This window comes from Aliagarivorans marinus DSM 23064 (assembly GCF_000429485.1).
GTDB classification, from domain to species: domain Bacteria; phylum Pseudomonadota; class Gammaproteobacteria; order Enterobacterales; family Celerinatantimonadaceae; genus Aliagarivorans; species Aliagarivorans marinus.
This window is the reverse complement of record NZ_KE386909.1, coordinates 158,944-185,140: the sequence shown is the minus strand read 5'-3', so window position 1 is coordinate 185,140 and position 26,197 is coordinate 158,944. Positions and strand designations below refer to the sequence as shown.

The 26,197-nt window shown below is 55.3% G+C and carries 17 protein-coding genes; 8 read left to right on the top strand and 9 right to left on the bottom strand.

All coding sequences use genetic code 11. The annotated features are described in order from the left end of the window. Positions 1–147 precede the first annotated feature (147 nt). Both G461_RS25025 and G461_RS0120460 read right to left on the bottom strand, forming a co-directional pair. A complete protein-coding gene (locus G461_RS25025; RefSeq protein WP_051333730.1) occupies positions 148–2,685 on the bottom strand; it encodes an ExeM/NucH family extracellular endonuclease in 2,538 nt (845 codons plus the stop codon). Between the two features lie 296 nt (positions 2,686–2,981). Then, positions 2,982–3,890, bottom strand: a complete 909-nt coding sequence (locus G461_RS0120460; protein WP_026973250.1) for a LysR family transcriptional regulator — start codon at positions 3,888–3,890, stop codon at positions 2,982–2,984. 168 nt (positions 3,891–4,058) lie between these two features. Between G461_RS0120460 and G461_RS0120455 the strand changes: the two genes are divergently transcribed. The 4 genes from G461_RS0120455 to G461_RS0120440 all read left to right on the top strand — a co-directional run bounded on the left by G461_RS0120455 (position 4,059) and on the right by G461_RS0120440 (position 8,756). Further along, complete coding sequence (locus G461_RS0120455) at positions 4,059–4,523, top strand: nuclear transport factor 2 family protein (RefSeq protein WP_026973249.1); 465 nt, start codon at positions 4,059–4,061, stop codon at positions 4,521–4,523. A gap of 32 nt (positions 4,524–4,555) precedes the next feature. Beyond that, on the top strand, positions 4,556–5,209 hold the full coding sequence (locus G461_RS0120450) for a glutathione S-transferase family protein (RefSeq protein WP_026973248.1): 654 nt from the start codon (positions 4,556–4,558) through the stop codon (positions 5,207–5,209). Between the two features lie 15 nt (positions 5,210–5,224). After that, positions 5,225–7,264 carry a 2Fe-2S iron-sulfur cluster-binding protein gene (locus G461_RS0120445; RefSeq protein ID WP_035480934.1) on the top strand — a complete coding sequence of 680 codons (2,040 nt, stop codon included), beginning with the start codon at positions 5,225–5,227 and terminating at the stop codon, positions 7,262–7,264. Positions 7,265–7,421: 157 nt separating this feature from the next. Further along, positions 7,422–8,756 (top strand): MATE family efflux transporter, encoded by a 1,335-nt coding sequence (locus tag G461_RS0120440; RefSeq protein WP_035480932.1) that lies wholly within the window; start codon positions 7,422–7,424, stop codon positions 8,754–8,756. Positions 8,757–8,805: 49 nt separating this feature from the next. On the opposite strand, the gene G461_RS0120435 is transcribed toward G461_RS0120440, so the two are convergent. Both G461_RS0120435 and G461_RS0120430 read right to left on the bottom strand, forming a co-directional pair. Further along, positions 8,806–11,436: a LuxR C-terminal-related transcriptional regulator gene (locus G461_RS0120435; protein WP_026973245.1), complete on the bottom strand. Its 2,631-nt coding sequence runs from the start codon at positions 11,434–11,436 to the stop codon at positions 8,806–8,808. Between the two features lie 210 nt (positions 11,437–11,646). Beyond that, on the bottom strand, positions 11,647–12,579 hold the full coding sequence (locus tag G461_RS0120430; RefSeq protein WP_084429419.1) for a LysR family transcriptional regulator: 933 nt from the start codon (positions 12,577–12,579) through the stop codon (positions 11,647–11,649). A gap of 140 nt (positions 12,580–12,719) precedes the next feature. Here G461_RS0120430 and G461_RS0120425 point away from each other — a divergent pair, with 140 nt between their 5' ends. Both G461_RS0120425 and G461_RS0120420 read left to right on the top strand, forming a co-directional pair. Further along, on the top strand, positions 12,720–14,201 hold the full coding sequence (locus G461_RS0120425) for a DASS family sodium-coupled anion symporter (protein WP_084429417.1): 1,482 nt from the start codon (positions 12,720–12,722) through the stop codon (positions 14,199–14,201). Positions 14,202–14,324: 123 nt separating this feature from the next. Further along, complete coding sequence (locus G461_RS0120420; RefSeq protein WP_051333729.1) at positions 14,325–15,773, top strand: lyase family protein; 1,449 nt, start codon at positions 14,325–14,327, stop codon at positions 15,771–15,773. A gap of 141 nt (positions 15,774–15,914) precedes the next feature. On the opposite strand, the gene G461_RS0120415 is transcribed toward G461_RS0120420, so the two are convergent. The 4 genes from G461_RS0120415 to smc all read right to left on the bottom strand — a co-directional run bounded on the left by G461_RS0120415 (position 15,915) and on the right by smc (position 23,235). Beyond that, the gene (locus G461_RS0120415; RefSeq protein ID WP_026973241.1) at positions 15,915–16,304 is read right to left on the bottom strand and encodes a hypothetical protein; all 390 of its coding nucleotides are present in this window, start codon (positions 16,302–16,304) and stop codon (positions 15,915–15,917) included. A gap of 167 nt (positions 16,305–16,471) precedes the next feature. Beyond that, on the bottom strand, positions 16,472–18,487 hold the full coding sequence (gene ligA / locus G461_RS0120410; RefSeq protein WP_026973240.1) for an NAD-dependent DNA ligase LigA: 2,016 nt from the start codon (positions 18,485–18,487) through the stop codon (positions 16,472–16,474). Positions 18,488–18,550: 63 nt separating this feature from the next. Then, positions 18,551–19,789, bottom strand: a complete 1,239-nt coding sequence (zipA, locus tag G461_RS0120405; protein ID WP_026973239.1) for a cell division protein ZipA — start codon at positions 19,787–19,789, stop codon at positions 18,551–18,553. 20 nt (positions 19,790–19,809) lie between these two features. After that, positions 19,810–23,235: a chromosome segregation protein SMC gene (smc, locus tag G461_RS0120400; RefSeq protein ID WP_026973238.1), complete on the bottom strand. Its 3,426-nt coding sequence runs from the start codon at positions 23,233–23,235 to the stop codon at positions 19,810–19,812. A 95-nt stretch (positions 23,236–23,330) separates the two neighbouring features. Here smc and cysZ point away from each other — a divergent pair, with 95 nt between their 5' ends. Then, positions 23,331–24,113, top strand: coding sequence for a sulfate transporter CysZ (gene cysZ, locus G461_RS0120395; RefSeq protein WP_026973237.1), 783 nt, complete (start codon positions 23,331–23,333; stop codon positions 24,111–24,113). A 25-nt stretch (positions 24,114–24,138) separates the two neighbouring features. Further along, positions 24,139–24,459, top strand: coding sequence for a hypothetical protein (locus tag G461_RS0120390; protein ID WP_026973236.1), 321 nt, complete (start codon positions 24,139–24,141; stop codon positions 24,457–24,459). 19 nt (positions 24,460–24,478) lie between these two features. On the opposite strand, the gene G461_RS0120385 is transcribed toward G461_RS0120390, so the two are convergent. Then, on the bottom strand, positions 24,479–25,945 hold the full coding sequence (locus G461_RS0120385; RefSeq protein WP_026973235.1) for an HD-GYP domain-containing protein: 1,467 nt from the start codon (positions 25,943–25,945) through the stop codon (positions 24,479–24,481). Between the last annotated feature and the right edge of the window lie 252 nt (positions 25,946–26,197).

Here is a 26,197-nt window from a genome sequence, read left to right as displayed (position 1 = left end):
GAAGATGGGATGGCAGATGATGCCAAGGTGATAGCCGATGACGCCATCTGGCGAATATGGCTTTACGACGAGAAGTTGTAAAGGTGAGGGAAAGCCTATGGCCTGTATGCCGCGGCGGGCTCACCAGCCCGCCGCGGCATCAATGCACTAGCGGCTAGCTCGGAGCCGTATGCGCAGGCCAATGACCAGCAACAGCCCGATTGCCATCAACAGCAGCGATGAAGCACTGCCGTTGAAGGCCGCGAAAATGCCGCCTCGGCTAACGCGCAGCGTTTGCGTATCAAGCAACTCACCTGCTAGAAAGCGGTTTTGCTGATAGTCTCCCGCCGCGAGTTCGCCAAGCTCCAAGATCGCCCAGCCTTGCTCAATCTCGTCATGGGTGAGTAGCCTCGCCGCATTCACCACATAATTGCGCAGCCCCGCTGGCGCATTGTCATCGACCATAATATGCACGCGGATCTCGCTGCCGACCTGAATCTGCACTTGCGCCAAAGACGTCAAATCAAACAACAGCTGCGCCGGCTGTTCCGGCTGTGGCCTTGCGATGTCGGGGAGTGCGATGGGCTGCTCCGGAAGCTGCACCCTCTCGCTAGGTGCTTGGTTGAAACGCAACACCACTATCGCTGGGTCGTGATCCGAGGAGCGATAAGGGTCATCAAACTTCTCAAAGGCTTTGGTGTTTCTGCGCTCGTACTCAAACCAGGTGGACTCCACCGAGTTAATCGCCCAGTCGGTGCCATCGATGATATGGGGCATCAGCGCAGGCTCAGCCAAGAAGTAATCGAGGGAGCCGACAGTGTCGTTGAAGGCATAGCTGAAAGAGCCAGGATGCATGCTCTGGATAACATTCACATAGCCGTAGGACTGCTCAATCAAGGCGCCTCGCTCGCCGTGTAGTGGCGTACCCGTGACCTGATCGCCTCCGATATAGGTATCGCGGGCGGCATGGATAGAGTAATCCGCTGGCGCGTGCTCGCGGTTGGTGAGCACCATGATGGCGTCTTCGCCAGCATAAGAGTTGAGGTCGCCCATCAGGATCTTATAGCCATCAAACTGCGCCATCTGCTCACCGAGTTGGTAGGCCGCCGACACCCGAAAGTTCTCACAGGAACCTTGCAGATCCGGGTCGCCGTTTTGCTGGTCGTCTTCCCAGCAGCTAGAGCCCTTCGACTTGAAGTGATTCACCGCAATGGTAATGGCTTGCTCGCTGCTAGGCAGGCGGAAGCTTGCCACTACCGTGTCGCGCTGCTTGGCGCGTTTAAACTTACCGTTGCCCAAATCAACGTGTTGCTGGGGCAGCTCGATGGTGTCAAAGCCTTCCAGTGACACCACCGTTGGGCGGTAGATGGCGTGGTTGGTGATCACATCCCGGCCGATATAATCAACACCCGGCTTGCTTAGGATTTGGTAGTGCTTGGCGGGGGGCAACTGCTGATTGAGTTTAGAGACTAAGTCAAAGATGGCCGAACCCTCGTCAAAGCCGTTGTTCTCCACTTCAATCAAGCCGACGATATCGGCATCGATGGCCAGCAAGGCATTTACAATCTTGGCGCTTTGCTGGGCGAACTCTTGCTCGCTGGCAGCTCCTCGGCTGTCGCCAAAGGGGTTGGGGTTGCCGCCAAAATCTGAGTTGAAGTAGTTGAGCACGTTAAAACTGGCAATGGTTAGCTCGCCATCTTCACGTAGCTGCGGTTTGGCACTGCGCGCGGCGTTGTCGTGATTAAAGGTCGCCTGCTGGGCTTGGTTCATCACAAAAATGCGGTACTCGTTAAAGGAGCGATTTAACGGGCCAATTAACCCTTCCCCATCAAGCGTGGCACCGACCCGAATATAATCATCGGTCTGGCCTTCACCATTATTCAGGCCAAAGTCTGGATACCACGGCAACACGCCTTTTGGCGCTTTGCTAAAGCTCTCAACCACCACCCGGCGATCAGCGTTATCTTGGTGGCGCTGGTGCGCTTGTTCACTGCCGGGGGCAAACTCTTGATTGGGATGAACGTTAACGGCGCCATGCGCAATCACTATATTGCTGCGCTTGGCGCTGTGGTCAAAGCCATAGGTGCGGGTCACATGCATGTCGGACTCTGCGGCAAACTGCACCAGCATGTTTTCATGGCGCTCTAAGGTGGCGCTGAAATGGGCGTCCTGCTCATGCGCGGACACGACAGTTGGGGTGATGGCAATGTTGCTACGTCCGGTGGGCGCAACGATGGACGCTTTAAGCTGGGTCCAGTAGTAGTGCTCATAAACCGGGCCATAGGCGAGAACCTCGTCGCCAACTGTCAGACCTTCGGTAAACCCGGGTACGAAGATCCCCTCCGAGGTTAGCGGGTTACCATCACCCAGCTCATCTTGCATAAAAAAGCCAACCGGCAGGTCGCGGCCCAGGGCGCTTTGTTGAATGGCGGTCACAACACCCCTCACCACAAAACGCTCTTCCGATTCAAACTGCTTAGCCGGAGGGTTGGTATAGGGAGAGTAATGCCCCTCCCCTTGTAGCTGCATAATCGTAGCGCTGATTGCATCATCCGGAATGCCTAGCCCATCGACGGAAACCAGCTCGTGGTGAGCAGTCGCGCCTGCGGAGCGCGGCTTTAAATTAGCGTCTGAAGAAATAACCTCAGCAATGCCCGGAAGCGATAACTGAAAGAGAATGAGCGAAGATAAGATTTTATTTTTCATACAGCTCCATTGAAATATCTATCTACCAAAACCCAATTAACCACCCGACAACAGGGGATAACCGCCGCACGGTGTATGGGGTGAAAACGACGAGACGACAGAGGTCAAAGGCAGCCATCAACTTGAGGGCAAGGGAGCTAGCGAAAGCCACTTGCTGTTAGCCCTAGTGAACTGTTTAACATCAACGCCTTAGCCTTTCGGCCGCTAATATAGTTGACAATAAACTCAGTGTATACCGGAACTTTTATGTCACAGGGACAAGTGAGCACTCGCTTGGCCTGCGCCCGAAATCACGCCTAGGGACTGGGGTTAAGAAAAGGATTAGCGCGCAATCGCTCAACCGCCAAGTCGATAAAGGCGCGGATCTTGGCGCTGGTTTTGCGCCCTTCAAGATGAATTACATGGATCGGCAGTACAGCTTCTTCGTACTCGCTTAACACGCTTATCAGGCTGCCCTTGGCCAGCTCCTCGGCAACTTGATAGGACATAAGCCGGGTGATCCCAAACCCCTGCACCGCAGCATTTAAGGCCACGGCATTTTGGTTGCAACGTAGCTGGGGCTTGAGGGTAATGGCTTGCTTCTTCCCTTTGCCGGCGAACTGCCAAACGTTGCTGGTCTCTGAGTTAATCGGAAAGATAATCCGATGCGCTGCCAGCTGCTCCGGGCTGGTCGGCACCCCATACTTGGCAAAGTAGTCAGGTGAGCCACAGATCATCCGCCGCACCTGCCCCACCTGGCTGGCATACAGGCCGGAGTCTTTGAGGTGGCCGATGCGCACCGCCACATCGATCTGCTCCTCCAGCATGCTGGTCAGGCGGTCATAGAACAGCGCTTCTACCCTGACCTCTTGGTGCTGCTCCAAATACTCGCTGATCAGCGGCGTCACATACTTTTGGCCAAACAGCACCGGAGCGGTGACGGTGAGCTTGCCTTTTGGCTGGCTGTACACCCCAGAGACCGCGGCTTCGGCCTCTTCCAAGGCCTCCAAGATCTGCTTGCTGTCTTGTAAAAAGCGCGCCCCCGGCTCGGTTAGCCGCACCAACCGGGTGGTGCGGTTAAACAGCTTCACACCAAGGCGCGATTCAAGATCGGCGATACAACGGGTGACCTTCGGTGAGGTCATACTTAGCTGATGCGCGGCATTAACAAAGCTTTGCTGCCGGGCGACTTCCACAAATACCCGCATGTTTTCCAACTTGTCCATAGGACTCCTCCCTGAGTCGCAGCGTTTATTACAGCCGTTTCATTACAAGCTCTTTGTTACAAGCTCTTTATTACAAAAGATGAAATTATATCTTTCAATAATAGCCAATTATTTCACCAAATCAGCTCGCTATAGTTTCCTCAGACTTTCAATTAAGGAACTACAACGATGTCCAGACCACCACTGCCACCCTTTGATAAGGCCTCGGCAAGAGCCAAGATCCGCCTGGCCGAAGATGCCTGGAACAGCCGCGATCCACAGAGGGTTTCCCAGGCTTACACCGAGGATTGCCCATGGCGTAACCGCGCCGAGTTCGTTACAGGTCGTAGCCAGATCGAAGCCCTGCTTAAACGCAAGTGGACCCGCGAACTGGAGTATCGACTGGTTAAGGAGCTGTGGGCATACACCGACAATCGCATTGCGGTGCGCTTTGCCTATGAGTTTCGCGACGATTCCGGACAGTGGTTTCGTGCCTACGGTAACGAGAACTGGGAGTTTGCCACCGATGGGCTGATGCAACGCCGCATCGCCAGCATTAACGAGCACCCGATTAGCGAAAGCGAACGCAAGTTCCACTGGCCTCTGGGCCGCCGCCCCGACGACCATCCTGGGCTCAGCGAGCTAAACCTGTAAACCCACCCTGTGTACTGAGTAAGGAGACCACCATGAATCCACATTTTCCCACACACCACACACCGATCGTGCTGTATCGCAACCCACTCTCCGGCCACTGCCACCGGGTCGAGCTAATGCTGGCGCTGCTGGATCTGCCCTATCAAAGTGTTGATTTGGATATGGCCAATGGCGAGCACAAGGGCAGCGAGTACCTGGGTAAAAACCCCTTTGGTCAGGTGCCCGCGATTGATGATAACGGTACCATCCTTGCCGACTCCAACGCGATTATCTGCTATCTGGCGGCGCAATATGGCGATGGCCATCCGTGGATGCCGAGCGAGCCGAAACACGCCGCGGAGGTGCAGCGTTGGCTGTCGGTGGCGGCCGGAGAGATAGCTAGTGGCCCCTGTGCGGCGCGTTTGGTTACAGTGTTTGGCGCCGGACTCGACCACCCGCTCGCCATCAAAAAAGCCCACGCGCTATTTGCGATTCTCGAACCGCTGCTAGCTCAGCAAGACTATTTTGTGGGCAATGACATCACCCTTGCCGATGTGGCGGGCTATAGCTATATCGCCCACGCCCCTGAAGGTGGAGTAAGCCTGGAACCCTACCCGGCCATTCGTGCTTGGCTGGCGCGTATCGAAGCGCAACCGCGCTTTGTGGGGATGCAACGTTCACCGCTTCCTGAAGCGACAGCAAGCTAGCCAAGAGGCCCTGTGATGATAAGACAGCAACGCTTTCATGCCGCAGAGATTGCCATTCAGCAGCGCGATGGGCTTAGCGAGGCCGATGCTGAGCGCCGAGCGGCATTTATCCGCCCGGCAATGCCCGAGCAGCATCGCCAGTTCTTTGAAAGCTTACCGTTTGTCATCCTCGGCCTTGCCGACCAGCAGGGCTACCCTTGGGCGCTGCCGCACTTTGCTCAACACTTGGGTCAATACGTAGGCCAAGCGCCGTTTATTGAATCGCCCAGCGCCACCACCTTGCAGCTTGCAAGTGCGCTTCCGCTAGTCCAGCAGCTCGCGCTCGATACTCGCACCAACGCCAAGGTGGGGCTGCTAGGTATTGAGCTGGCCACACGGCGGCGCAATCGGATGAACGGTCGGATCCAGGTAGCTGGCCCCAAGGGCCTTAGCATCACGGTCGAGCAGAGCTTTGGGAACTGCCCCCAATACATTCAAACCCGCACGCTTCACTGGGTGAAGGCCATGCCAGCGCCCCACGATGCGATACCGATGGCGGTGAACGGCTCTCTCGGGGCTGAGCTTGTAGAACATGTTGAGGCAGCAGATAGCTTCTATATCGCCTCGCGCAGTGCGCAACTTGATGATTCATCCCACGAACTCCCCCAAAATGGCATCGATGCCTCCCACCGCGGCGGTAAGCCTGGCTTTGTAAAGGTTGAGGGCAACACCCTGTCGTTTCCCGATTTTAGCGGAAACCGCTTCTTTAACACCTTGGGCAATATCGAGGCAGACGGGCGGGTTGGCCTGCTGTTTCCCGACTTTGTCAGCGGCGATATGCTGCTGCTCTCGGGCCGCGCTCATATCAATTGGGACAAGCAGGCCATTGCCGAGTTTGCTGGCGCAGAGCGGATCGTCGAAGTGAGTATCGAGCGCCAACTGTTACTGCGCGATTATCTGCCGCTGCGCGGTAAGCTCGAAGAAATCTCCCCAGCTCTCCAAGGAACAGGAAGCTGGCAACCTGCCGCTAAACAGGCCTTCACACCATTTACGCTGATCGATAAACAGATTGAGAGCCGCCATATCAGCTCGTTCTATCTGGCTCCGCAAGACAAACTGAGCCGCCTTGAGCCTTTTAAGCCCGGTCAGTCGATAGCCCTTAAGCTTAAGGTTGCCGGACATACTCGACCATTAGTGCGCAACTATAGCCTGTCGCAAGCGGCCAATGGCGAGTGCTACCGAATCAGCGTAAAGCGCGAGGACAGCGGCGCTGTGTCTCGGGCTCTGCACGACCAGCTCAGCCTTGGCGATAGCGTTCAACTTGCTCGGCCAAGTGGGCAGTTTTACTTGACCGACTCAAACAGGCCTGCGGTATTGATTTCCGGTGGTGTGGGCGTAACTCCGATGATGGCCATGCTAGAGCAGCGCGCCCTCGATGCCGCCGCTGGCTTATCGGTGGCGCAATTGTGGTTTATCCATGCCTCACGCGATAGCGGCGAGCTTCCCTTTGCCAAGCGCTTGCGCGAGCTTAGCCAACAGCACGCCTGGCTTAATTTGCATATCGCACTATCGCGCCCACTTCCCCAAGACAGGCCCGAAATAGACTTCGACAGCCAAGGCCGCCTGAGTGCAGACACCCTTAAGCCCCTGCTTCCGAATGGCGATTTCGACTACTACCTATGCGGCTCGCTGGCGTTTATGCGCAGCCTATACCAAGGTCTGCTCAAGCGAGGCATCGACCGCCAGCGCATCCACTACGAGTTGTTTGCTGAAGGCTCGCTAGAAGAACAAGCGCCTGTTCAAACCGCCGAGCACGCAGAGGTCGAGTTCGCCAAAAGCGGCCTTGTTGCCAGCTGGCACCCCACACACGGCAGCCTACTGGATTTTGCAGAACAACAGGGTCTTAGCCCCGAGCACAGCTGCCGTAACGGCAACTGTGGCGCCTGCGCCTGCAAGCTGACAGCGGGAAAGGTGGTCTACCCATCACGCCCGGGGTTTACCCCCGCTGATGACGAGGTATTAATCTGCAGTGCGCGACCAGCTTTGGGCAGCACAAAGATCGTGATTGATTGCTAGCGTCGCGCACCAGCCATAAACCTGAGCTATACCTACTTTTCTTCGATATTACGCCCCCAGATTACGCCCCCAGATTACGCCCCCCGGAGGATATTCAAAGGCTGTGCGAGAGGACACACTGGTGCTAACCACTTTCTCAATCATCTTGCGAGCAGCAATGAGCCACGTTAACAAATCGATGACCTTACATAGCCTGGCATGGCCGATCTTTATCGAGTGGACCCTTACGGTATCCATGGGTCTACTCGATGTCATCATTCTTAGTCTGATTTCAGATAACGCAGCGGCTGCCGTTGGCGCGGTCAACGTGGTACTTGTGTTGGCCATCACTTTGTTGGGAACTACCGCGAACAGTGGCGGAATCGTACTCACCCAGTATCTGGGAGCGAACCGCCGACATAACGCCAAGACGCTTTGCAACACCATACTGGTGATTAATCTGCTTATTGGTGCAGGGTTAAGCTTAGCGTTAGTGCTGCTAAGCCCGGTGCTTCCACAACTTATAGGCGTTGACCCTTCGCTCAATCGCGATGGCAGTGTATTCACCGCGATAGTCGGCGGTGGCATGCTGGCTCAAGGGGGCGTATGGGCCCTCTCATCTATGCTCAACGCTCATGGTTTTACCCGCTATACCATGTACAACGCCGTCTTTATGAATCTGTTTAATGTGGTTGTTAGCTACCTGCTGGTAAGTCAGCTGCAGTGTGGAGTTGGCGGTGTTGCAGCAGCGACAGTGCTAGCGCGGATACTGGGCGGGATGAATCTTTACTATCAACTCAAGCACCGCTGCGCTATCAAGGTTTCACTTAAAGTGACCCGGCAACAGCTATCCACTCAAGCACAACAAATCCGCAAAATCGCTATCCCCGCAAGCCTGGAGCCATTGTCTTACTACGGAAACCAACTGGTGCTCACCAGCTTGATAGCGACCATTGGTGTGATCGCGCTCGCCACCAGAACTTATGTCATCAGCGTAATTGCCATGATGGAAGTCGGCGCCTTCGCCTTGTCGCAAGCCGCACAAATCCAAACCGGACACTTGGTGGGGGCCAAGAACTGGCAACGGGCAAGCCAGCAGAAATGGCGAGCGGTACAACTGGCGCTGATTGCGACCACTTTACTTGCCGCGCCTCTGCTTTACTGGCGCGAAGCAATTATGACCAGGTTTACCAACGACCAAGCCATGATTGAGTTGGGCAGTCAGCTGTTTGTAATTGCGACCGTGGTAACCTTTATCAAATCCTACAACTTCGTTGTGGGCGCCTGTTTGCGCGCCAGTGGTGATGTGAGATTTGCCGCGGCGGTAACCGTATCGTGCATGTGGGCCATCTGCGTTCCGGTTAGCTACTTGATGGTGTTTCACTTTAATTATGGACTGCTAGGGATTTGGCTTGCCCTTGGTATCGATGAATGCACTCGCGCACTGCTAATGGGGCTGCGTTGGACCAAAGGAAGCTGGCGATCTAAATCTCTGCTTAGCTATCAAAACTAGTGCGCAGCTGTACTCACATATCAGCCTGAGATACGGTGGAAGGACATCGCTAAAGCTGTAACCGCAGGGCTGCCTGAATAGCCTGCTGACGTTCAGATACTTCTAGCTTGCGGTAAATCCGTCGTATATGGCTCTTAACCGTGCTGTGAGCAATAAACAGGCTCTCAGCAATCTGCTCGTTGGTTTTACCATTGGCAATATGCGTAAGCACCTTCCACTCCCGATGCGAAACCCCGAGCTGCGTGGCGGCTGGCGGACAGTGCACAAGCAAGCTAGGTCGTTTGGCTGAAACATCGCGGTTCGTTTGGCTTCTTTGGAGGATCTGGTTTGCAACGGGTGAGTCGCCTATATCTAGCTCGCGCAGTGTTTCAATAAAGCTTCCGTCAGGCTCTAACAACAGTCCCCATGCCTGCGTATCGCCAACAAGCTGCAAAGCTCTATGCATTTGCAGCTGTGTTTGTGAACGCTGCAGTCGTTGGTTCGCCAAGCAGCGAAACAGCGCGATACTCAAACTGGCCAAGCGCTGCTGGGGCTCCGCGCTCTCCAGCAAGGTCTCACTCAAGCGCAGCGCTGTTCTGGGCTTGTTAAGGATGAGTAGCGCTCGCAGTTTGTTGATACCGTGCTGCAACAAATAATGGTTGCCAATACTCTCGCTGTTGGCGTGATCGAGGAGCCAGCGACGAATTCGTGCATCATCACGCTGCTGAAACCATACACTCAGTAATAGAGTCTCCGCGTTAATTGTCCACTCTCGGTGCACTGCCAGACCACTTAACAAGCTATCCAAACGCACGCCTAGTTGCTGTACGTCAAGCCATTGTCGATGTCGAAGGGCGAGATGTAGCTGCTCCATCAGCAGTGGCAGTTGCCACTTTCCGTTAAGCCCGCCGATTAACGCCTCGGTTGCCTGCAGATCGCGTTGTGCCGCCGCCACATCATCACTAAGCAATGCCAGCTTAAAGTGGCAGCGATAGACAAACTCCATGATACGCAGCCCCTCTAAGTGATGACTCTTGGCCAAGGACTTCGCCATCGTCAGGCGCGCTTTTGCGGACGCCAGTTTGAGCGTGTGCATTTCGGCTTCTGCCATCAAGCCCAACAGCCATAGTACCAGTACATACGCTTGCTGCTCATTGGCCAGTCTCAAGGCGTCATTAAGCAGCACTAGCGCCTGTTCGGGTTGACCCATCGCTAAGGTATACTCGCCGCGTAGCGAGTAAATTTGCATTTGAATGCGCTGATTGTCGCAGCTTAGATCGCGCAGGTAGCGGTCGGCGAGCTGCCAGTGCTCCCGTTTAATCGCAATGTGCGCCCTGGCAATCGCCAGCTCTGCTTGCATGTTTGGGTCTTGGGCGAGCTCACTTTGAGCGTGCTGCTCTAAAAAGGGCTCAACCTCGGGAAGCCAATCACTCAATGACTCCATGTCATAGCGATACAGCGCACAGCGGATCTGCATGAGCAGGAGCTGAGGATGAGCGCTCAACTCGTCAAATCGAAGCCGACTGAGCCCTTGCTGAACGTTTCGGGATTGACCTTGTAAGATCATGGCGTCGCCATGCTTGAGCAAGCAAGCGATTACGCTTTCCCGCGAGCGCATTTGCATCGCTAAATGCAGAGCTTCACTAGTACGAGCCCTAACGGCCAACAACTCACAAGCACGTTGATGAGCCTGTTGATAACGCCTGGGACAAGCACTCAAACGAGTCAGCAAAAACTCTCTAAACAGGCTTAGGTAGCGATAACACAGCGGTTGCGAGCTCTGTCGAATCAGCAAGCCGTTCGCTTCCAGATAAACGATCATCTCGGATGCCTGAGCGCTTTCGCTCAAGCTCTGAGCTAACTCAATATCAAACCACTCGAGTACGCAGGTCAGCTGCAAAAATTCTTGTAGCTGCGACGATAGGTGGGAATAGACTTCATCCGTCAGATAGTGCTGGAGCAAGGTTTGATCATGGCTCTGTAAGTCACTAATGGTCATCATCCCCACTGCATGGGTGCTCATACTCAGTAAACGCAGCCCCCCCGGCCAGCCCGGACTTTTTTCCCAAAGCTGCTCAGTATTGCCTTCCGATTGCGGGCTCCCAAGGCAACAGCGAAACCAGTCAGCAGTTTCTTCGCGGCTAAAGCGCAACATCTGCGCCCCCAAAGTCATTGCCAAACCCTTGGCTTTCAGTTTGGCAATGCCCAAAGGCGGTAAGCTTCGAGAGGTAAGTACTAAACGCACATGCACTGGCAAATGGGACATTAATTGCTGAAGCAGGCTATGGATCCCCTCTTCTTCAATAACATGAAAATCATCCAGTACAATCAATAATGGCCTGCAGCTGAGCTTTAACTGGGCCAAGATATGTGACAGAAACAACTGCGGTGTATGGAGCAAAGAAGGAGCAAGCGAGAGCTGCTCAACTCCCTGCGCCTGCAAGGCGGCGAACAAGTGCGAGAAAAAACGCCCGGGATCGTTGTCGGTCTCATCCAAGCTATACCAAACCGCCTGCCGATCGTTTTGCTGGGTCCAACTCAAAGCCAATGAGGTCTTCCCAAAGCCCGCGGGAGCAACCAAGGCCCAAACCGGTATAGGAAGGGAAAAGGGATCGGGTAACTGCGGGCGCGGCAGCAATTTGCCGTGAACATGGGGAATACTAATCTTAAAGCTTGCGATGGGGTACTGCTCGGTATCCAAAGACAACTCCTGAACTTCCATTTCTATCGAAGCGGGTGACGCGCTCGGCAACTAACGAGCCATTTGTCTCGCACAGTGAGCTGCCCTCCACCTCTAAATAACAATTTGATTATTAAGGCTAATACTAGCGACTTCACGCTACAGATGGAATCCAGTGAGGCGAATATGCCTCTCAGATTTAACCTCAGGAGATAGGGACCTGTCGATTGCTCAACGAACAGTTAAGCCTTCTGCGTTAAGTCGCTTAAGGTAATCCTCAGACACTCCACGAACCTCATCGGCAAACTCGCGCACCATCGGTGGAGATTGGCTGCTTTGCGGTAAGAAGAAGGCAAAATCAAACACGAAGTCGCTGGTCAGTGGCACCATCACCACATCATCGCCAATGTCGTGGCCGCTGAGTGGATCGGAAATGGTATAGCCGAAGCCGCTAGCGACGATGCTACAGGCCTGTTGCGAGCTGGCCGTTTCGATGGTGGGCTTGGGCTGCAATCCAGCCAGGTTGAAGATGCTAACCAGATTGCGCCCTAGCAAGGTTTGCTGGGTAAAGCAGCTTATCAGCGCTTCGTCTTGCAAGGTGTCTAGGCTTAGTTCACTGCGTTTGGCCAAGCGGTGGCCTTTTGGCAGGATAACCACCGCAGGCAAACTGGCAAAGCGCTCGGTCACGATGTCAGAGTGCTGAGCGGGTAAACGCCCAAGGCCGATATGAAACTGAAAGCCCGCCAACCAACGTTGGATGTAGCGCATTGGCTGCACATCGAAGTGGATTTTCAGTTCCGGCGAGCGCTGTGATAAACACGCCAAAGCCGGCGAGACGATCTGCCTGACCAAACGCGGAACACTGACCAAGCGTAGCTGCTGATATTGGCTTTGCTTAATATCTTCAACAATATCAGGAAGTTCCTGCAAGGCGTAGAGCAGCCGCTGAGCTTCGCGGTAGAACTGCTTGCCCTGCTGGGTGGGGATAAGCTGACGCTTGTCACGAAAGAACAAGGCAAATCCCAACTGCCCCTCTAGCGATGCCAACTGCCGACTCGCCGCAGACTCACTCAGATGATGGTTGTCTGCCGCTCTGGAGAGCGAACCTAAGTCCATGATAGAAGTGAAAATTTGTAATGATTTCAGACTGGGATTAAGGGACATGGGCACTCGCTAAACAGCGCGCTTAAATGCGCAACGGCTGATTACTTGCATTTATTGCAAATACTACTGCGATCTATGCGATTGTTCAAAGTTACCCTCGGGATTAACGTACGTACATCCTTAATACGTTAATTACTTTCATGTCAGATTCCGCCACACTATCCTCGCCCGCAGCCGACACGGGCTTCGCTCCGAGCCGCCAACTGGCAGCACGGCCGCTACCTCTGGTCATCATATTATTGGTCGCCGCTATCGCATGGCAGCTACCTGCTCCGGGCGCGCTGAGCCAAGCCGCCTTTCATACAGCGATCGTGTTTATTGCCACGATTGCCGCCATTGTGGCCAATGTGATGAGCACTGGCGCGATTGCGATTATCGCTATGGCTGCATATTGCATTCTCCGCCCTGCCGGGGAGGCCAGTGCCGCACTGGCGGTAAACAATGCGCTGACCAACTTCAATAACGCGCTGATCTGGCTGATTGTGATCGCCTTTATGATTGCCCGCGCGTTTAGCAAAACCGGACTGGGTCGGCGTATTGCGCTGCTGCTGCTCAGCCGCTTCGGTCAGTCGAGTCTGCGGGTGGCCTACTGCTTGGGTTTGGCAGATTTTCTGATTGCCCCCGCTACCCCGAGTAACACCGCACGTGCAGCGATTATCTCACCGATCTCTCACTCGTTAGCCCAGACTATTAACCCGAAAGACCGCAAGCTTGGGCAATTCTTAATGTCTAGCTCCAGCGCCATGAACGATGCCTCCGCGGTGGCATTCCAGACCGGCTTTGCCGGCAACTTGGCACTGGTGGGCATTGCCACTACAGTTGCCGGCATCAGCCTGAGCTTTACTCAGTGGCTGGGCTATTTACTGGTACCCGCACTGGCCTTGCTGATGTCACTGCCGCTGGTGTTGTATCGGGTTATCCGCCCACAAACCCAGCAAACGCCGGAGGCCCCTGCATTCGCCAAGCGTGAACTGGCCAAGATGGGGGCTACCACCCGCGATGAATGGGTACTCATCGGCGTGTTTATTGCGCTTATCGTCATGTGGGTCGGCGGCAATGCACTCGGTATTCATGCCACCGGCGCAGCCTTCATCGGCCTATCTGCCTTGCTGCTGTTGGGCGTGCTTAGCTGGGATGACGTCAAATCAGAGAAAGGTGCTTGGGATACCTTGGTGTGGTTTTCGGTACTGATGGGCATGGCTGAGCATCTGCGCAATCTGGGCTTTACCAGCTGGGTCGGAGATGGCGTATCAGAAGCTTTGTCTGCTCTGCTAGGCGCCTCCTCACCAATGCTCTTGCTGCTGGCAATGATGTGCTTCTATCTGTTTACCGCCTACTTCTTTGCCTCTGCTACCGCCAAAGTCGTCGCGCTGGCCCCCGTTCTATTGGGCGCACTCATCGGCCTACACGTCGACCCACTACTGGCCACCCTGTGCGTGGCGGGGGTAACCAACCTTGGCTGCAACCTCACCACCTATAGCCATGCGCGTAACCCTTTGCTGATGGGCTATGGCTATCACAGTGACAGCGAGTGGATGAAGCTCGGACTGGTTATCGCAATCGCGGCGATGGCGATCTTTATGAGCAGCGGCCTGCTGTGGTGGCGCGCTCTGGGCTTATAACGCTTTGCCGCTTATCGCTTTTCGCGACTTATAGCTATCTTGCGAGCAGTAGCGTGCCCTTAGCTGCTGCTCGCCTCCTTTACGGGTTGCCCTCGGGCAACCGCTAACAACAAGAGATAAACCATGAAACTTAACAAGCTTGTGATTGCCAGTGCGCTGGCACTAAGCAGCCTACCCGCCACCTTAATCAGCAGCGCTCCCGCTTTGGCGGATGCCCACACTGAGCACGCCGCCGTTAGCGTATTCGACTCGCGGGTCTACCGCGACCTGTTCGGCACGCAGGTGATGCGCGATATCTTCAGCGACCAAGCCTTAGTGCAACATTGGATAGAGGTCGAAGTGGCGCTGGCCAAGGCCCAAGCTGAGATGGGGATGATCCCTCAGGCGGCCTATCGCTCCATCAAGCAAGCTGCCGACGAGGTGGAGATCGACTTTGATGTAATGCGCCAAAACACCAACCGGGTAGGTCGAGGTATTAACCCGCTGCTTGGTCAGTTGCGCAAAGCGGGCGACGAGAACGTGGCAACCTACCTGCACTTTGGCAGCACCACTCAAGACATCATGGACACCGCCACCGTGATGCAAATCGACAAAGGCATCAAGCAGGTGCGCCAAGAGCTGCAACAGCTGGCCTTGCACTTGGCGGATCTGGCTGAGCAACACAAGGCCACAGTGATGCTGTCACGCACCAATGGCCAAGATGCTATTCCAACGACCTTTGGTTTGTACCTGCTGACCTACATGAGTGAACTGGACCGCCATATCGACCGCTTAGACGAGGTTGCCGCGCGCCTGACCGTGCAAATCGGCGGAACCGTGGGCACCCTTTCCGCCTACGATGAGCAAGGCCTAGAGCTGCAAGCCGGTGTAGCCAAAGCGCTTGGCTTTAAGGTGCCCGAGGCGCCGTGGAACCCAAGCCGCGATACCTTCGCTGAGGTAGTGCAAACCCTGGCGCTGGTGAATGGTACCTTTGGCCGCATCGCCATCGATGTAAACAACCTAAGCCGCACTCAGATCCTTGAGGTTCAAGAAGGTGAAGGCGGTGCTAGCTCTACCATGCCGCAAAAACGCAACCCACGCGCTTCCGAGTTTATGGGCGGCCTGACTCGTATGGCCAGCATGTACAACAGCGCGGCTATGGATATGCTTAGCCACAGCGATACCCGCCAAGGCTCACCGTGGATCCTGGAGTGGTCGGTGATCCCTGACTCGTTTATGGTGACCGACCAAAACATCCACCGCGCCCAGCGTCTGTTCGACCAACTGATCGTCAACCAAGACCGTATGCTGGAGAACTTCGAGGCCTCACAGAACTACGTGATGTCGGAGTCGGTGATGAATGACTTGGCTGAGAAGATCGGCCGCGCCCAAGCCTACGACGTGGTAAAAGATGCCATTGCCGATGCAGCGCCGGGCACCCACTTCAATGATGTGGTGCGCCAAACGCCTGCGATCACCGATGTGATGAACGAGCAAGAGATCGCTGCCGCACTAAACCCAGCCAACTACCTGGGTGTGGCTGAGCAAACCGTGGAGCGAGCAGTTAGCCGTTTGCGTGCCAAGCGCGGTTGATCGAACGATAGCGCGGTTACTCAAGTAACAGTGCTGCTGACTAAGAGTTAGCGCAGCGAGGCCACTTGTTTAAGTGGCCTTTTTAATAATGCAGACCCGTCCTGTTTGTGACTTCGCAGCTACAAAACCACTCAAACACGCTTAGATAAACAAGTAGGCAACGGAGTAGATAACAAAAGCGAGAATAAGTGGGATCCAGCCCAACATTAGGTAGGCCAAGATAAGGATGCCTGGTTTTTCGGACTTATAAAACGGGCACTCAATCAAACTCAGTAAATGCTCAACAGACGATTTGATCTTAGAGTAGGTCCGATACTCAATGGGTAGTCGATGAAGGACCTCGGGAGCCCCAAAGACCAGCAACAGATGAACGCTGACTACCGTTACAAAGAGCGTTAATCCTGAAAGATAGCTTTCACCAAATACCATTAGGCTGTAAGCAATAAGGGTAAGGGGTAAGCCAATCAGCAAATAGCCAAACAAGCAGATTACCCAGATATCACCCAAGATGATGTTGATTTTTTTCGACATGTTAATACCGCATTTCTTTAACACAGAGTCGATCTTTTAAAGGCAAACCAAGCTGAGCAAGGGCTACCTCAAGCTAGATTGGCAAACGCCAGATACTCGCTAACTAAGAACAGGCAACAACAAGAACAGCCGCTAGCTAGCGGCTGCTCTTGGGTGGCTAAATACGCTTAACTGCGCCCGAGCATGCTCAGCAGTTGCTGCTCATCCCACACTTCAATACCCAGGTCTTGGGCTTTGGCAAGCTTGGAGCCTGCGGCTTCGCCAGCCACCAGCAGATCGGTTTTCTTGGATACCGAGCCGGTCACCTTAGCGCCCAGATCCTGCAGCGCTTGCTTAGCTTCGCTGCGGCCGAGTTGGCTCAGGGTGCCGGTGAGTACCACAGTTTTACCCGCTAGCGGCTGGGGCTGATCGTCACTGGGCTCTTCGATGGCGGGCCAGCGTAGCTCTTCGGCCAACTGGGATACCAGTTCAAGATTGGTTTCGTCTTTGAAGTAGAAGTGCACATGCTTGGCGACAATCTCACCGACATCGCTCACCTCTTGCAGGCTATCCACCGAGGCACCAATAATCGCCTCCAGACTCTTGTAGTGCTGCGCTAAGTTAGCTGCGGTGGCTTCGCCCACTTCGCGTACGCCCAGTGAGTAGATAAAGCGGGCCAAGGTGGTCTCGCGCGCAACTTCCACGCCTGCCAGCAGCTTGTCCACTGACTTCTTGCCCATTCGCTCAAGCTGCAGCAGCTTAGTGCGCTGCTCATCGAGGTGGAATAGATCGCTGGGGCGCAATAGCAGCTCGGCGTCCACCAGCTGCTCCACCAACTTGTCGCCGATTCCATCGATATCCAGCGCCTTGCGCGAGACAAAGTGCTTAAGCGCCTCTTTACGCTGGGCGCCACACTGCAAACCGGCCACACAGCGCGCCACCGCCTCGCCTTCGATACGCTCGACATGGCTGTCACATACCGGGCAGCGCTCGGGGAAGACGATATCGGCGGCATCATCCGGGCGGCGAGTTAGCACCACCTGAGCGACCTGCGGGATCACATCGCCCGCGCGGCGCACCACAACGGCATCGCCAATCTTCACGCCTAAGCGCTCAATCTCATCGGCGTTGTGCAGAGTAGCATTGCTAACCGTCACACCGCCGACAAACACTGGTTCCAGCCGCGCAACCGGGGTAATCGCGCCGGTGCGGCCCACCTGAAACTCCACATCGCGCAGGATGGTGATCTCTTCTTGAGCCGGATACTTGTGAGCGGTGGCCCAGCGCGGCGCGCGCGCAACAAAACCAAGCTGTTGCTGTAAGGGCAGGCTGTCGACCTTGTAAACCACCCCGTCAATCTCGTAGGCCAAGCTGTTGCGGCGCTCGCCAATTTCTTGGTAGTAGCTTTGACAGGCGCTGGCCGCCTCCACGGTGCGTACTTCAGGGCACACTGGCAGCCCCCACTCTTTAAGCTGCATCAGATTCTGGTAGTGGCTATCGGTCAGCGCTTCGCTGACAACACCGATGGAGTAGGCATAAAACGCCAGCGGGCGCGTGGCGGTAATCCGGGGATCGAGCTGGCGCAGGCTGCCGGCGGCCGCATTGCGCGGGTTGGCGAAGGTTTTATCGCCACGTTCGCGGGCTTGTTGGTTGAGCTTGTCAAAACCAGCCTTTGGCATGAACACCTCGCCGCGCACTTCTAAGCGCTCCGGCCAGCCTTCGCCGCGCAGCTTAAGGGGAATGGCGCGGATGGTGCGGATATTCTCGCTAACGTCTTCGCCAGTAGTACCATCACCACGGGTGGCGGCGCGCTGCAGCTCACCGTTCTCATACATCAGGCTGATCGCCAGACCATCGAGCTTGGGCTCGACACAGTAGCTCAGTGTCTCGGTGCTGGAGAGGCGGTCTTGGATGCGCTTTTCAAAGGCCTGCAGCTCTTCTTCGCTGAATACGTTGTCCAGCGACAGCATCGGCATCTCGTGTTGGATCTGCGAGAAGGCCTCGAGCGCCTGACCTCCGACCCGCTGGGTCGGCGAGTGATTCCCCACCAACTCAGGATGCTGCTGCTCCAAGGCTTTCAGCTCGCGGAATACCCGGTCGTACTCGGCATCGGGCACCGAGGGGTCATCCAGCACATAGTACTGATAGTTATAGTCTTCAATCTGTTGGCGCAGGGTCGCCATCTGCTGCTGAATATCGGTCATTGCTGCTCTCTGAAACACAAAGGGCCTTTCCAAGGAAAGGCCCTGAATCATATTAAGTTAAAACTAGTGGGTAACCAGTTGCTTACGTTCGTACTCGCGTACCCGCTGCTCGTAATGGTTAACGGTCTGCTTGGTCAACGGATTACGTTGATCATCAAGCAGCACCGCGCCAAGGTTCTTCGCCAGGCTGCTGGCGGTATTGAACATCAGCGAAAAGTTCTTGGTTGGCATGCCGGCACAGGGCACGGTCATAAACAGGGTGATGCCGGTGGTTTCGAAATCATCCATATTGTCGATATCGAAGGTGCCGGGGTTCACCGAGTTGGCCAGGCTGTAGATCACCGGGCTGTCGCTATTGCGATCGAGGTGGCGATGGAAGATATCCATCTCGCCAAACTGCATGCCCTGCGAGGCCAGACACTCCAGCAATACCTCGCCTTTAAACGGCTTGCCGCGTGGCGCTGAGATATTTAGCACGAACACATCGTCGGGCTGATTCGGGTCTTTCTCTTCAACCACCGGCTCGGGCTCAGCGCTGTCCATACCCTCGGGCAGTGGATTTGTGGTTTCCATAAACGAAGGCGGCTCGATATCGGCGCTGGGCTTGCTCGGTGCTGGCGTGTCGGCCACAGACGGCGCACTTTCTGGTGCGGGTTCGACCGCAGGCTCGCTGTTCACCCCTTCGATTTGCGGCGCGTCATCAGACAGGCTGCTTTCGAGCGTTGGCGGTACTGCCGGCTCTTTGGCTGGAGCTTGGGCAACCGGGGCGGCGGTTTCGCCACGTTGAATACGCTGTTTAACCTGCTGGCTTAGGCTGGCAGGTTGTGCGGGATCGGCAGCAGGTTTAGCCACGGCAGGCTTGGTTTCAGGCTCAGATTTAATCTCGTCAACTGCACTGAAGTGGAATTGCGGCTCTTCGCGGCCGGTACTTTTCTCTGCACCGCTGGCAGCAACTGAATCACTAATTTGTGGCTCCACGCGCGCGGGCTCTGGTTCAGCTTGAGCAGCTTGCTCAGCCAGCTGGGCTTGCTGGAACTGTTTTTGGAAATCGGCGGCCTCTTTGGCTTGCGCGTGCTCCACCGCCTGATCGATGGGGTCGCCGCCAATCACGCGCGCTTCGCCCAAACCTAGCTCGTCAAAGCCTTGATCATCACGCGGTACATTGCCCTTTTTCGACTTACTCGATTTGGCACTGACCAATTTTTCTGGGCGTTGCTTACGGCTGCTCCAAAATCCATGGGCCAACAAGGCAATGATCAAAATAATGCCAACGATGATCAGTACGATGCGTAGTTCCTGCATGTAATTCTTCTCTTTGTATCCTATTCCACCATGGCGAACGCTTCCGCGATATCCACAGCGACCAATCGTGAAACCCCGGGCTCTTGCATGGTAACACCAGCAAGCTGCGAGGCCTTCTCCATCGTCACCTTATTGTGACTGATGAAAATAAACTGAACCGTATCAGACATACTATGCACCAAATCAGCAAATCGTCCTACATTAACTTCGTCAAGCGGAGCATCGACTTCGTCGAGCATGCAAAATGGTGCGGGATTAAGACGGAATATAGCAAATACCAGCGCCAGTGCGGTAAGGGCTTTTTCTCCGCCAGATAGTAAGCTGATACTGGCATTTTTCTTACCCGGAGGCCGGGCCATAATGGTCACCCCGGTCTCCAGCAGATCTTCTGAGCTCAGCTCCAACCACGCGGTACCGCCACCGAATACCTTCGGGAACAGTTGACGTAAATCAGCATCCACCTTGTCGAAGGTTTCTCTGAAGCGTGCCCGGGTTTGCTTGTCGATTTTGGTGATGGCTTGGGCCAGCACTTCCAACGCCGCTTCCAGATCGGCGATCTGCCCAACCAGCTCCTGGTAGCGTTGATTCTGCGTCTCAAACTCTTCTTCCGCGGCCAGGTTAACCGCGCCCAAGCGACGCAAGCGCTGGTCTACTTGCTCCAGCTCTTTGTGGTAGTCCTGCTCAAGGCTGGCCTCAGGCAAGTCCATGGTGAGGTTTTTTAAGTCTTGGCCCTGTTCGGCTAGTTGCTCGAGAATAACCCCACGGCGGGTCAGCAGGCTTTGCTGCTGTAGCTGATGATCTTGATTGAGCTGATTGACCTCGCCCAACTGCTGCTGGGCGGTTTTGAGGCGTGCCTGTTGCTGTTGCTGCTCCTCGGTATGGCTCAGCAGCTCAGCCTGGATCTGTTGTTGCTGTTCTTCGCTTTCCACCAACTGCACCAGTATCTCTTCGATCTGCGCTTGCACCTCGGCGGGGTCTTCGACCTGTTGATGGGTAGCGAGACGCTCCAACTGCTGATTGAGCTGGCCAAGCTGCTGCTCGAGCTGGGCACGGCTTTGCTGCTGGTGTTGCTGGCGGCTGGCCAGCTGCTGAGCGTTGAGCTGGGCTTGATGGTACTGCTGCTGTAGCGCCTGCGCTTGTTGTTCGGCTTGGCGCAGTGCACTGTGGGCGCGTTCACTGCGCGACTGCAGCTCTGCCAGCTGCGGCTCTAGCTCCAAGAGTTGGATCTGCAGCTCTTCCTCACTGGCCTCTAACTGCAATAGCTGCTCTTCGTCTTCCGCCTGTTGCAGGTGTAGCTGTTCCAGCTGCTGGTTCAGTTGCTCGGCGCGCTGCGCACCTTGCTGTTGCTGTTGCTGCTCTAAAGAGACATCCAGCTTTAGCTGGTTAAGCTGCTGATTCAGGCCGCCGATATTGCTGGTGAGTGTATCCAACTGCTGCTGAATCGGCTCCAATGCTTGCTGTTGCTGCTGATAGTGTTGCTCTGCCGTCGTCAACGACGCTGCGCTTTCATCAACCTCAGTCTGTAGCTGTTGCTGCTCGGCGCGCAGACTCATCACCGCAGGTCGGCCTTGCCCTACGTTCAGGCACTGCCAATCGCGGCCCAGCCACTCACCCTGTGGCGTGAGTAAGGACTGCTGGGGGAGCAGATACTGGCGCAGCGCAAAGGCCTGCTCGAGCTGCTCAACCAGCATCACTTCACCGCACAGGTAACTGAGGTCGGCCCCATCGATTTGTGCTGCCAGCGTTGGCAAGCCTGCTAGCAGCTCGGCGCGCGGCAAAGGCTCGGCGTGGGCGCTGCGCAGTGCCAGCGCATGCTCAGCGGCCAGCTCATCGGCATACTCCGCCTCCAGCCACTGACCCAGCATGGCATCACAGGCCTTGGCCCAGTTAGGGTCGATGGACAAGGCATCGCGCAGCGGTTGGTCGGCGGCCGAGGGCACATTGGCCAGCAGCTGTTCAACATTCTCCAGCTTGAGGCTGATGGTCAGGTGGGCTTGGCGCTGCTGCTCCAGCGCTTGTTTGGCCTGCTCGCTTTGCGCTTGCTGCAGCTGCAGGGTTTGCTGCTCGGCCAATTTAAGCTCTTCGAGCTCCAGTAGCTGGGCCTGGGATTCTTCTTGTTGCAGCAATAGCTCTTCGAGGCGGTGCTGCTGCTCTGCAGGCAGTTGGGCCAACTGCTGCTCAACCTGTGCCACTTGTTGGCTATGTCGCCCTTGTAGCTGGGCAAAGTGTTGGCGCTTGGCCGCCAGTTGTTGCTGCTGGCTTTGTAGCTGTTGCCACTGCTGTTGGGTTTGCGCGAGCTGGCTACTGTCACTTTGCGATGCACCATGTTGCTGCTCAAGTGCCTGCTGCTGCTCTTCGATGGCGGCTTCGGCGACCAGCATCGCTTCTTCGGCCTGTTCGCTCTCCATAGCCAGCTCTTCAGCTTGCTCGTTGAGCTCAGTCAACTGCTCGCTGATTTGCTGCTGTTGCTGGGTGAGCTGAGCGCGCTGCTCTTCCGCCTGACTCTGCTGCTGGGCGTGGAAGCGTTGCTGTTGCTCCAGCTTGGCCAGTTGGGTTTTCAGCTCGAACAATTGCTGCTGGCTCTGCTGGGCCTGAGCCTGTGAGTCGGCAATCTGATTCGCCGCCAAGGCCAGTTGGTTCTCCAACTGGGTAATCTCGGTTTGCAGAGCCTGCTGGCGGTCTTGCTGCTGCTCGATAAGGCTGTCGAAGTTATCCAACTGGTAGTCGAGGCGTTGCAGCTCTTGTTGGGCGATCAGTGCTTTTAGCTGGCGATGGCGCTCGCGGTACTCGCGATAGCGGCGCGCGGCCGAGGCCTGGGTCTTTAGCTTATTGACCTGCTGCTGCAGTTCGAATTCGATGTCTTTAAGGCGCGACAGGTTCTCTTCGGTGTGCTTGATGCGGTTTTCGGTTTCGCGGCGGCGCTCTTTGTATTTGGAGACTCCAGCGGCCTCTTCGATAAACACCCGCAGTTCATGGGGCTTGGATTCGATGAGTCGGGAGATCATCCCCTGCTCGATAATCGCGTAGCTACGCGGCCCGAGGCCGGTGCCCAAGAACAGGTCGGTGATATCTTTCTTACGGCACTTGGCGCCGTTTAAGAAATAGGTATTCTGAGCCTCGCGGGTGACCTCACGACGTACCGCAATCTCGCTATAGCTGGCGTACTCGCCGCCGAGGCGCTGCTGTTGGTTATCAAACACCAGCTCCACCGAGGCTTTGAACACCGGCGCACGGCGGGTGGAGCCGTTAAAGATCACGTCGGTCATGGCATCGCCACGCAGGTTGCGGGCGCTGCTCTCCCCCAATACCCAGCGCACCGCATCAATCACGTTCGACTTGCCACAGCCGTTCGGCCCGACAATCGCCGTCATATCGGTGGGGAAAGGGATTTTGGTGGTCTCTACAAAAGACTTAAATCCTGATAAACGGATTTGCTTAAGTCGCATCGGGCCTTGTTGATCAGTTCTTGCTGGCACAGCACTTTACCAAAGCTCACGACGCTTTGTAATATGACGCACTATAAAGGCACAAGGAATGAGCGATGAACCACAAACAAATTGCCTCAAAAAGCGGAATTAGCTATTTTTTTCAAGGACTAAACATCATCAAGCAGCCGGGGATCCGGCCCTTTGTGGTGCTGCCCTTGCTGGTTAACCTGCTGCTATTTTTCGGGCTGTATATCTATATCTTCTACAACCTCGGAGCCTGGATTGACCAGATCTTGGCAGAGCTGCCCTCATGGCTGTCTTGGCTTAAGTGGTTGTTATGGCCGCTAATTACCGCCACAGTGCTGCTGTTAACCGGCTTTAGCTTTGGAATACTCGCCAACTGGATCGCCGCACCCTTTAACGGCCTGTTGGCAGAAAAAGTGGAAGCCAGCCTAAGCGGCGAGAACCTCGGCGACACCACCATCTGGGCCGTGATGAAAGACCTGCCACGTATTCTAAAGCGCGAATGGCAAAAGCTATGGTACTGGTTACCCAAAGCACTGGGGCTACTGCTGCTGTTTTTAATTCCAGCGGTGGGTCAAACCATCGCGCCGCTGCTGTGGTTTTTGTTCACCGCCTGGATGATGGCGATTCAATACATCGATTATCCCTTCGACAACCACAAGGTGGCCTTCGCCAACATGCGCGATGAACTCAAGCAGGACCGGCTACGTAATCTAGGTTTTGGTGCCGTGGTGGTGCTACTAAGCTCAGTGCCCTTGGTGAACATACTGGTGATGCCCATTGCAGTAGCGGCCGCCACCGCCATCTGGGTTGAGCACTATCGCCCACAACATGTCGCGAACAGCATATCGCGCGACGACATAGCCAGCTAAGGGGATATCCCCGGGGAGGCCACACATGATTCGGGGATTACCACTAATAATCGATTGGAAACACACCGCGCTACTGGCGTTTTTGGCTCTTTTGCTTGCAGGGCTGAGCCTGCCAGCGGCGATGGCTTCTGCCGCCGAGCAGATCTCCTACCAACAAGCCAAGAGCCTGGAGCTAAACCGTATCGCCAAGAAGCAGTTCCGAGACACTGTCAGCCTAGAAGGGGCCAAGCACAGTGCCCGGCAGTGGGTGACTGAGCAGCAAGCCAGTCACTACACGCTTCACATCACCACCCTTAATCGCAAACGGGATATCTATCGGGTATCAGCGGTGGCCTACACCCAATAACTTGCACAGACTCTGGTGCTCACGCGGCAACGTGGGCGCCGTCTTGGAAGCGTTTGGCGATCTCAACAAACTGCTGTTCGCAGGCCACAAAGGCTTGCACGATCGCTGGGTCAAAGTGATTCCCCTCCCCCTCTAAGATAATGGCCTTGGCCTTATCGTGGGAGAACGCCGGCTTGTACACCCGCTTGGAGATCAGTGCGTCGTAAACGTCGGCCAATGCCATCAGCCGGGCACTCAAGGGAATGACTTCAGCGATTAAGCCTTGGGGATAACCCTTGCCGTCCCAACGTTCGTGGTGATAGAGCGAGATCTCTTTGGCGTAGCGCAAGAAGGCGGTGTCTCGCTCGCTGAACTGCAACTCGGCTTGCTCGAGGGCATCGGCGCCAATCTGTGGGTGCTGACGCATGATGGCCCACTCCTCGTCATCGAGTTTACCGGGCTTGAGCAGTACCGCATCGGGTATCCCGACCTTGCCCACATCGTGCAGCGGTGCCGACTTATAGATAAGCTCGATGTTGTCAGGCGTTAACTCCTGCTGGTACTGCGGCAATTGACTGAGATGGGTAGCCAGCGTTTTGACATAGTGCTGGGTGCGCAGAATGTGCGCACCTGTTTCGTTGTCACGGGTCTCAGCCAAAGAGGCCAAGCTGAGGATGGCGATGTCGCGGGTTTGAGTCAGCGCTTGGCGGCTGGTGGCCAAACTGGCAATCATCTGATTGGTTTGATCGGCGATCACGCCAAACTCGTCACTGCGGCTCACGGTCACTTGGTCGTTTAAATGGCCGTTGCCCACCGCGCTCATTACCTGCTGCTGCTCTTGAAGGAGGTGTTTAAGCACCCGCGAATAGCTGTAAATAACCCGCATCACGTAACCCAGAATAACCGCGGTCACAAAGCCAATCTCGGTGACGATGTAACGCTGAGCCTGTGCCAATGGGTATCGCTCGCTACCCACCATTACCAGCCAGTCGAGGTCCTTGTTCACCACCAAAAACACTAGCGAGGCCATCACCAGCGACGAACATAGCGAGAAGCCGATAAACTGCTGCACAAACGAGCCCAGCGGTGGGATCAATGGCAGGTGCTGTTGCTGCTGCTGCTGCTTAAGCATTCTGGCTTGCTGCAGCTGAAAACCGAGCACCTGGTCACACGCAATAAAATAACCAAGACAGAGCATGCCGAGAATCACCTTGGCGTTAGAGTGCCATGGCGCACCATAGCCGACGCCATTTACCGTTGCGATCAGCACACCAGCGCCAGCAAACAGCCCGATATACAGGACAAAACTACGTTGCAGACGGCGCTCCACGCGAGCTTGCTCAACCCAACGCTGAAAACGAGCCCGGCACAGCGCAATCAATGCAAAGGCAATCACAATCGGCGATAGCAACTGGCTAACGCTCTGGGTCTCTAAGAACGGGCATACCTGTACGCCGTAGATCGAAAAAAGCGCCATCGCGAGCAACAGATGGATGTTGAAACTCATAACCCCTCCCTGGGTAAATGCTGCTTGTCGATCTCAACCGACTAAGTTCTTCTTTTCCAGAGCTTTTAGCTAATATTAGTTTGCTCAGCAAAGAATTTGCGCATTGAGTCACAACAAAAGCGGCAAATTCAAGGTCATATCACCTAATCACATAAGCTATGAAAATTCGTTACTTCAACCTAGAAATCAGATAGTTAAGCTAGGTACTGTAAACAGACCCGCTGGTCTTATTGAACCTTCCTCAAGTAAAGG

What these genes read in the sequence shown, in the direction of transcription:
- G461_RS25025 (WP_051333730.1), bottom strand. Translation starts at nt 2,685, where the DNA reads ATGAAAAATAAAATCTTATCTTCGCTCATTCTCTTTCAGTTATCGCTT.
- G461_RS0120460 (WP_026973250.1), bottom strand. Translation starts at nt 3,890, where the DNA reads ATGGACAAGTTGGAAAACATGCGGGTATTTGTGGAAGTCGCCCGGCAG.
- G461_RS0120455 (WP_026973249.1), top strand. Translation starts at nt 4,059, where the DNA reads ATGTCCAGACCACCACTGCCACCCTTTGATAAGGCCTCGGCAAGAGCC.
- G461_RS0120450 (WP_026973248.1), top strand. Translation starts at nt 4,556, where the DNA reads ATGAATCCACATTTTCCCACACACCACACACCGATCGTGCTGTATCGC.
- G461_RS0120445 (WP_035480934.1), top strand. Translation starts at nt 5,225, where the DNA reads ATGATAAGACAGCAACGCTTTCATGCCGCAGAGATTGCCATTCAGCAG.
- G461_RS0120440 (WP_035480932.1), top strand. Translation starts at nt 7,422, where the DNA reads ATGAGCCACGTTAACAAATCGATGACCTTACATAGCCTGGCATGGCCG.
- G461_RS0120430 (WP_084429419.1), bottom strand. Translation starts at nt 12,579, where the DNA reads ATGTCCCTTAATCCCAGTCTGAAATCATTACAAATTTTCACTTCTATC.
- G461_RS0120425 (WP_084429417.1), top strand. Translation starts at nt 12,720, where the DNA reads ATGTCAGATTCCGCCACACTATCCTCGCCCGCAGCCGACACGGGCTTC.
- G461_RS0120420 (WP_051333729.1), top strand. Translation starts at nt 14,325, where the DNA reads ATGAAACTTAACAAGCTTGTGATTGCCAGTGCGCTGGCACTAAGCAGC.
- G461_RS0120415 (WP_026973241.1), bottom strand. Translation starts at nt 16,304, where the DNA reads ATGTCGAAAAAAATCAACATCATCTTGGGTGATATCTGGGTAATCTGC.
- ligA (WP_026973240.1), bottom strand. Translation starts at nt 18,487, where the DNA reads ATGACCGATATTCAGCAGCAGATGGCGACCCTGCGCCAACAGATTGAA.
- zipA (WP_026973239.1), bottom strand. Translation starts at nt 19,789, where the DNA reads ATGCAGGAACTACGCATCGTACTGATCATCGTTGGCATTATTTTGATC.
- smc (WP_026973238.1), bottom strand. Translation starts at nt 23,235, where the DNA reads ATGCGACTTAAGCAAATCCGTTTATCAGGATTTAAGTCTTTTGTAGAG.
- cysZ (WP_026973237.1), top strand. Translation starts at nt 23,331, where the DNA reads ATGAACCACAAACAAATTGCCTCAAAAAGCGGAATTAGCTATTTTTTT.
- G461_RS0120390 (WP_026973236.1), top strand. Translation starts at nt 24,139, where the DNA reads ATGATTCGGGGATTACCACTAATAATCGATTGGAAACACACCGCGCTA.
- G461_RS0120385 (WP_026973235.1), bottom strand. Translation starts at nt 25,945, where the DNA reads ATGAGTTTCAACATCCATCTGTTGCTCGCGATGGCGCTTTTTTCGATC.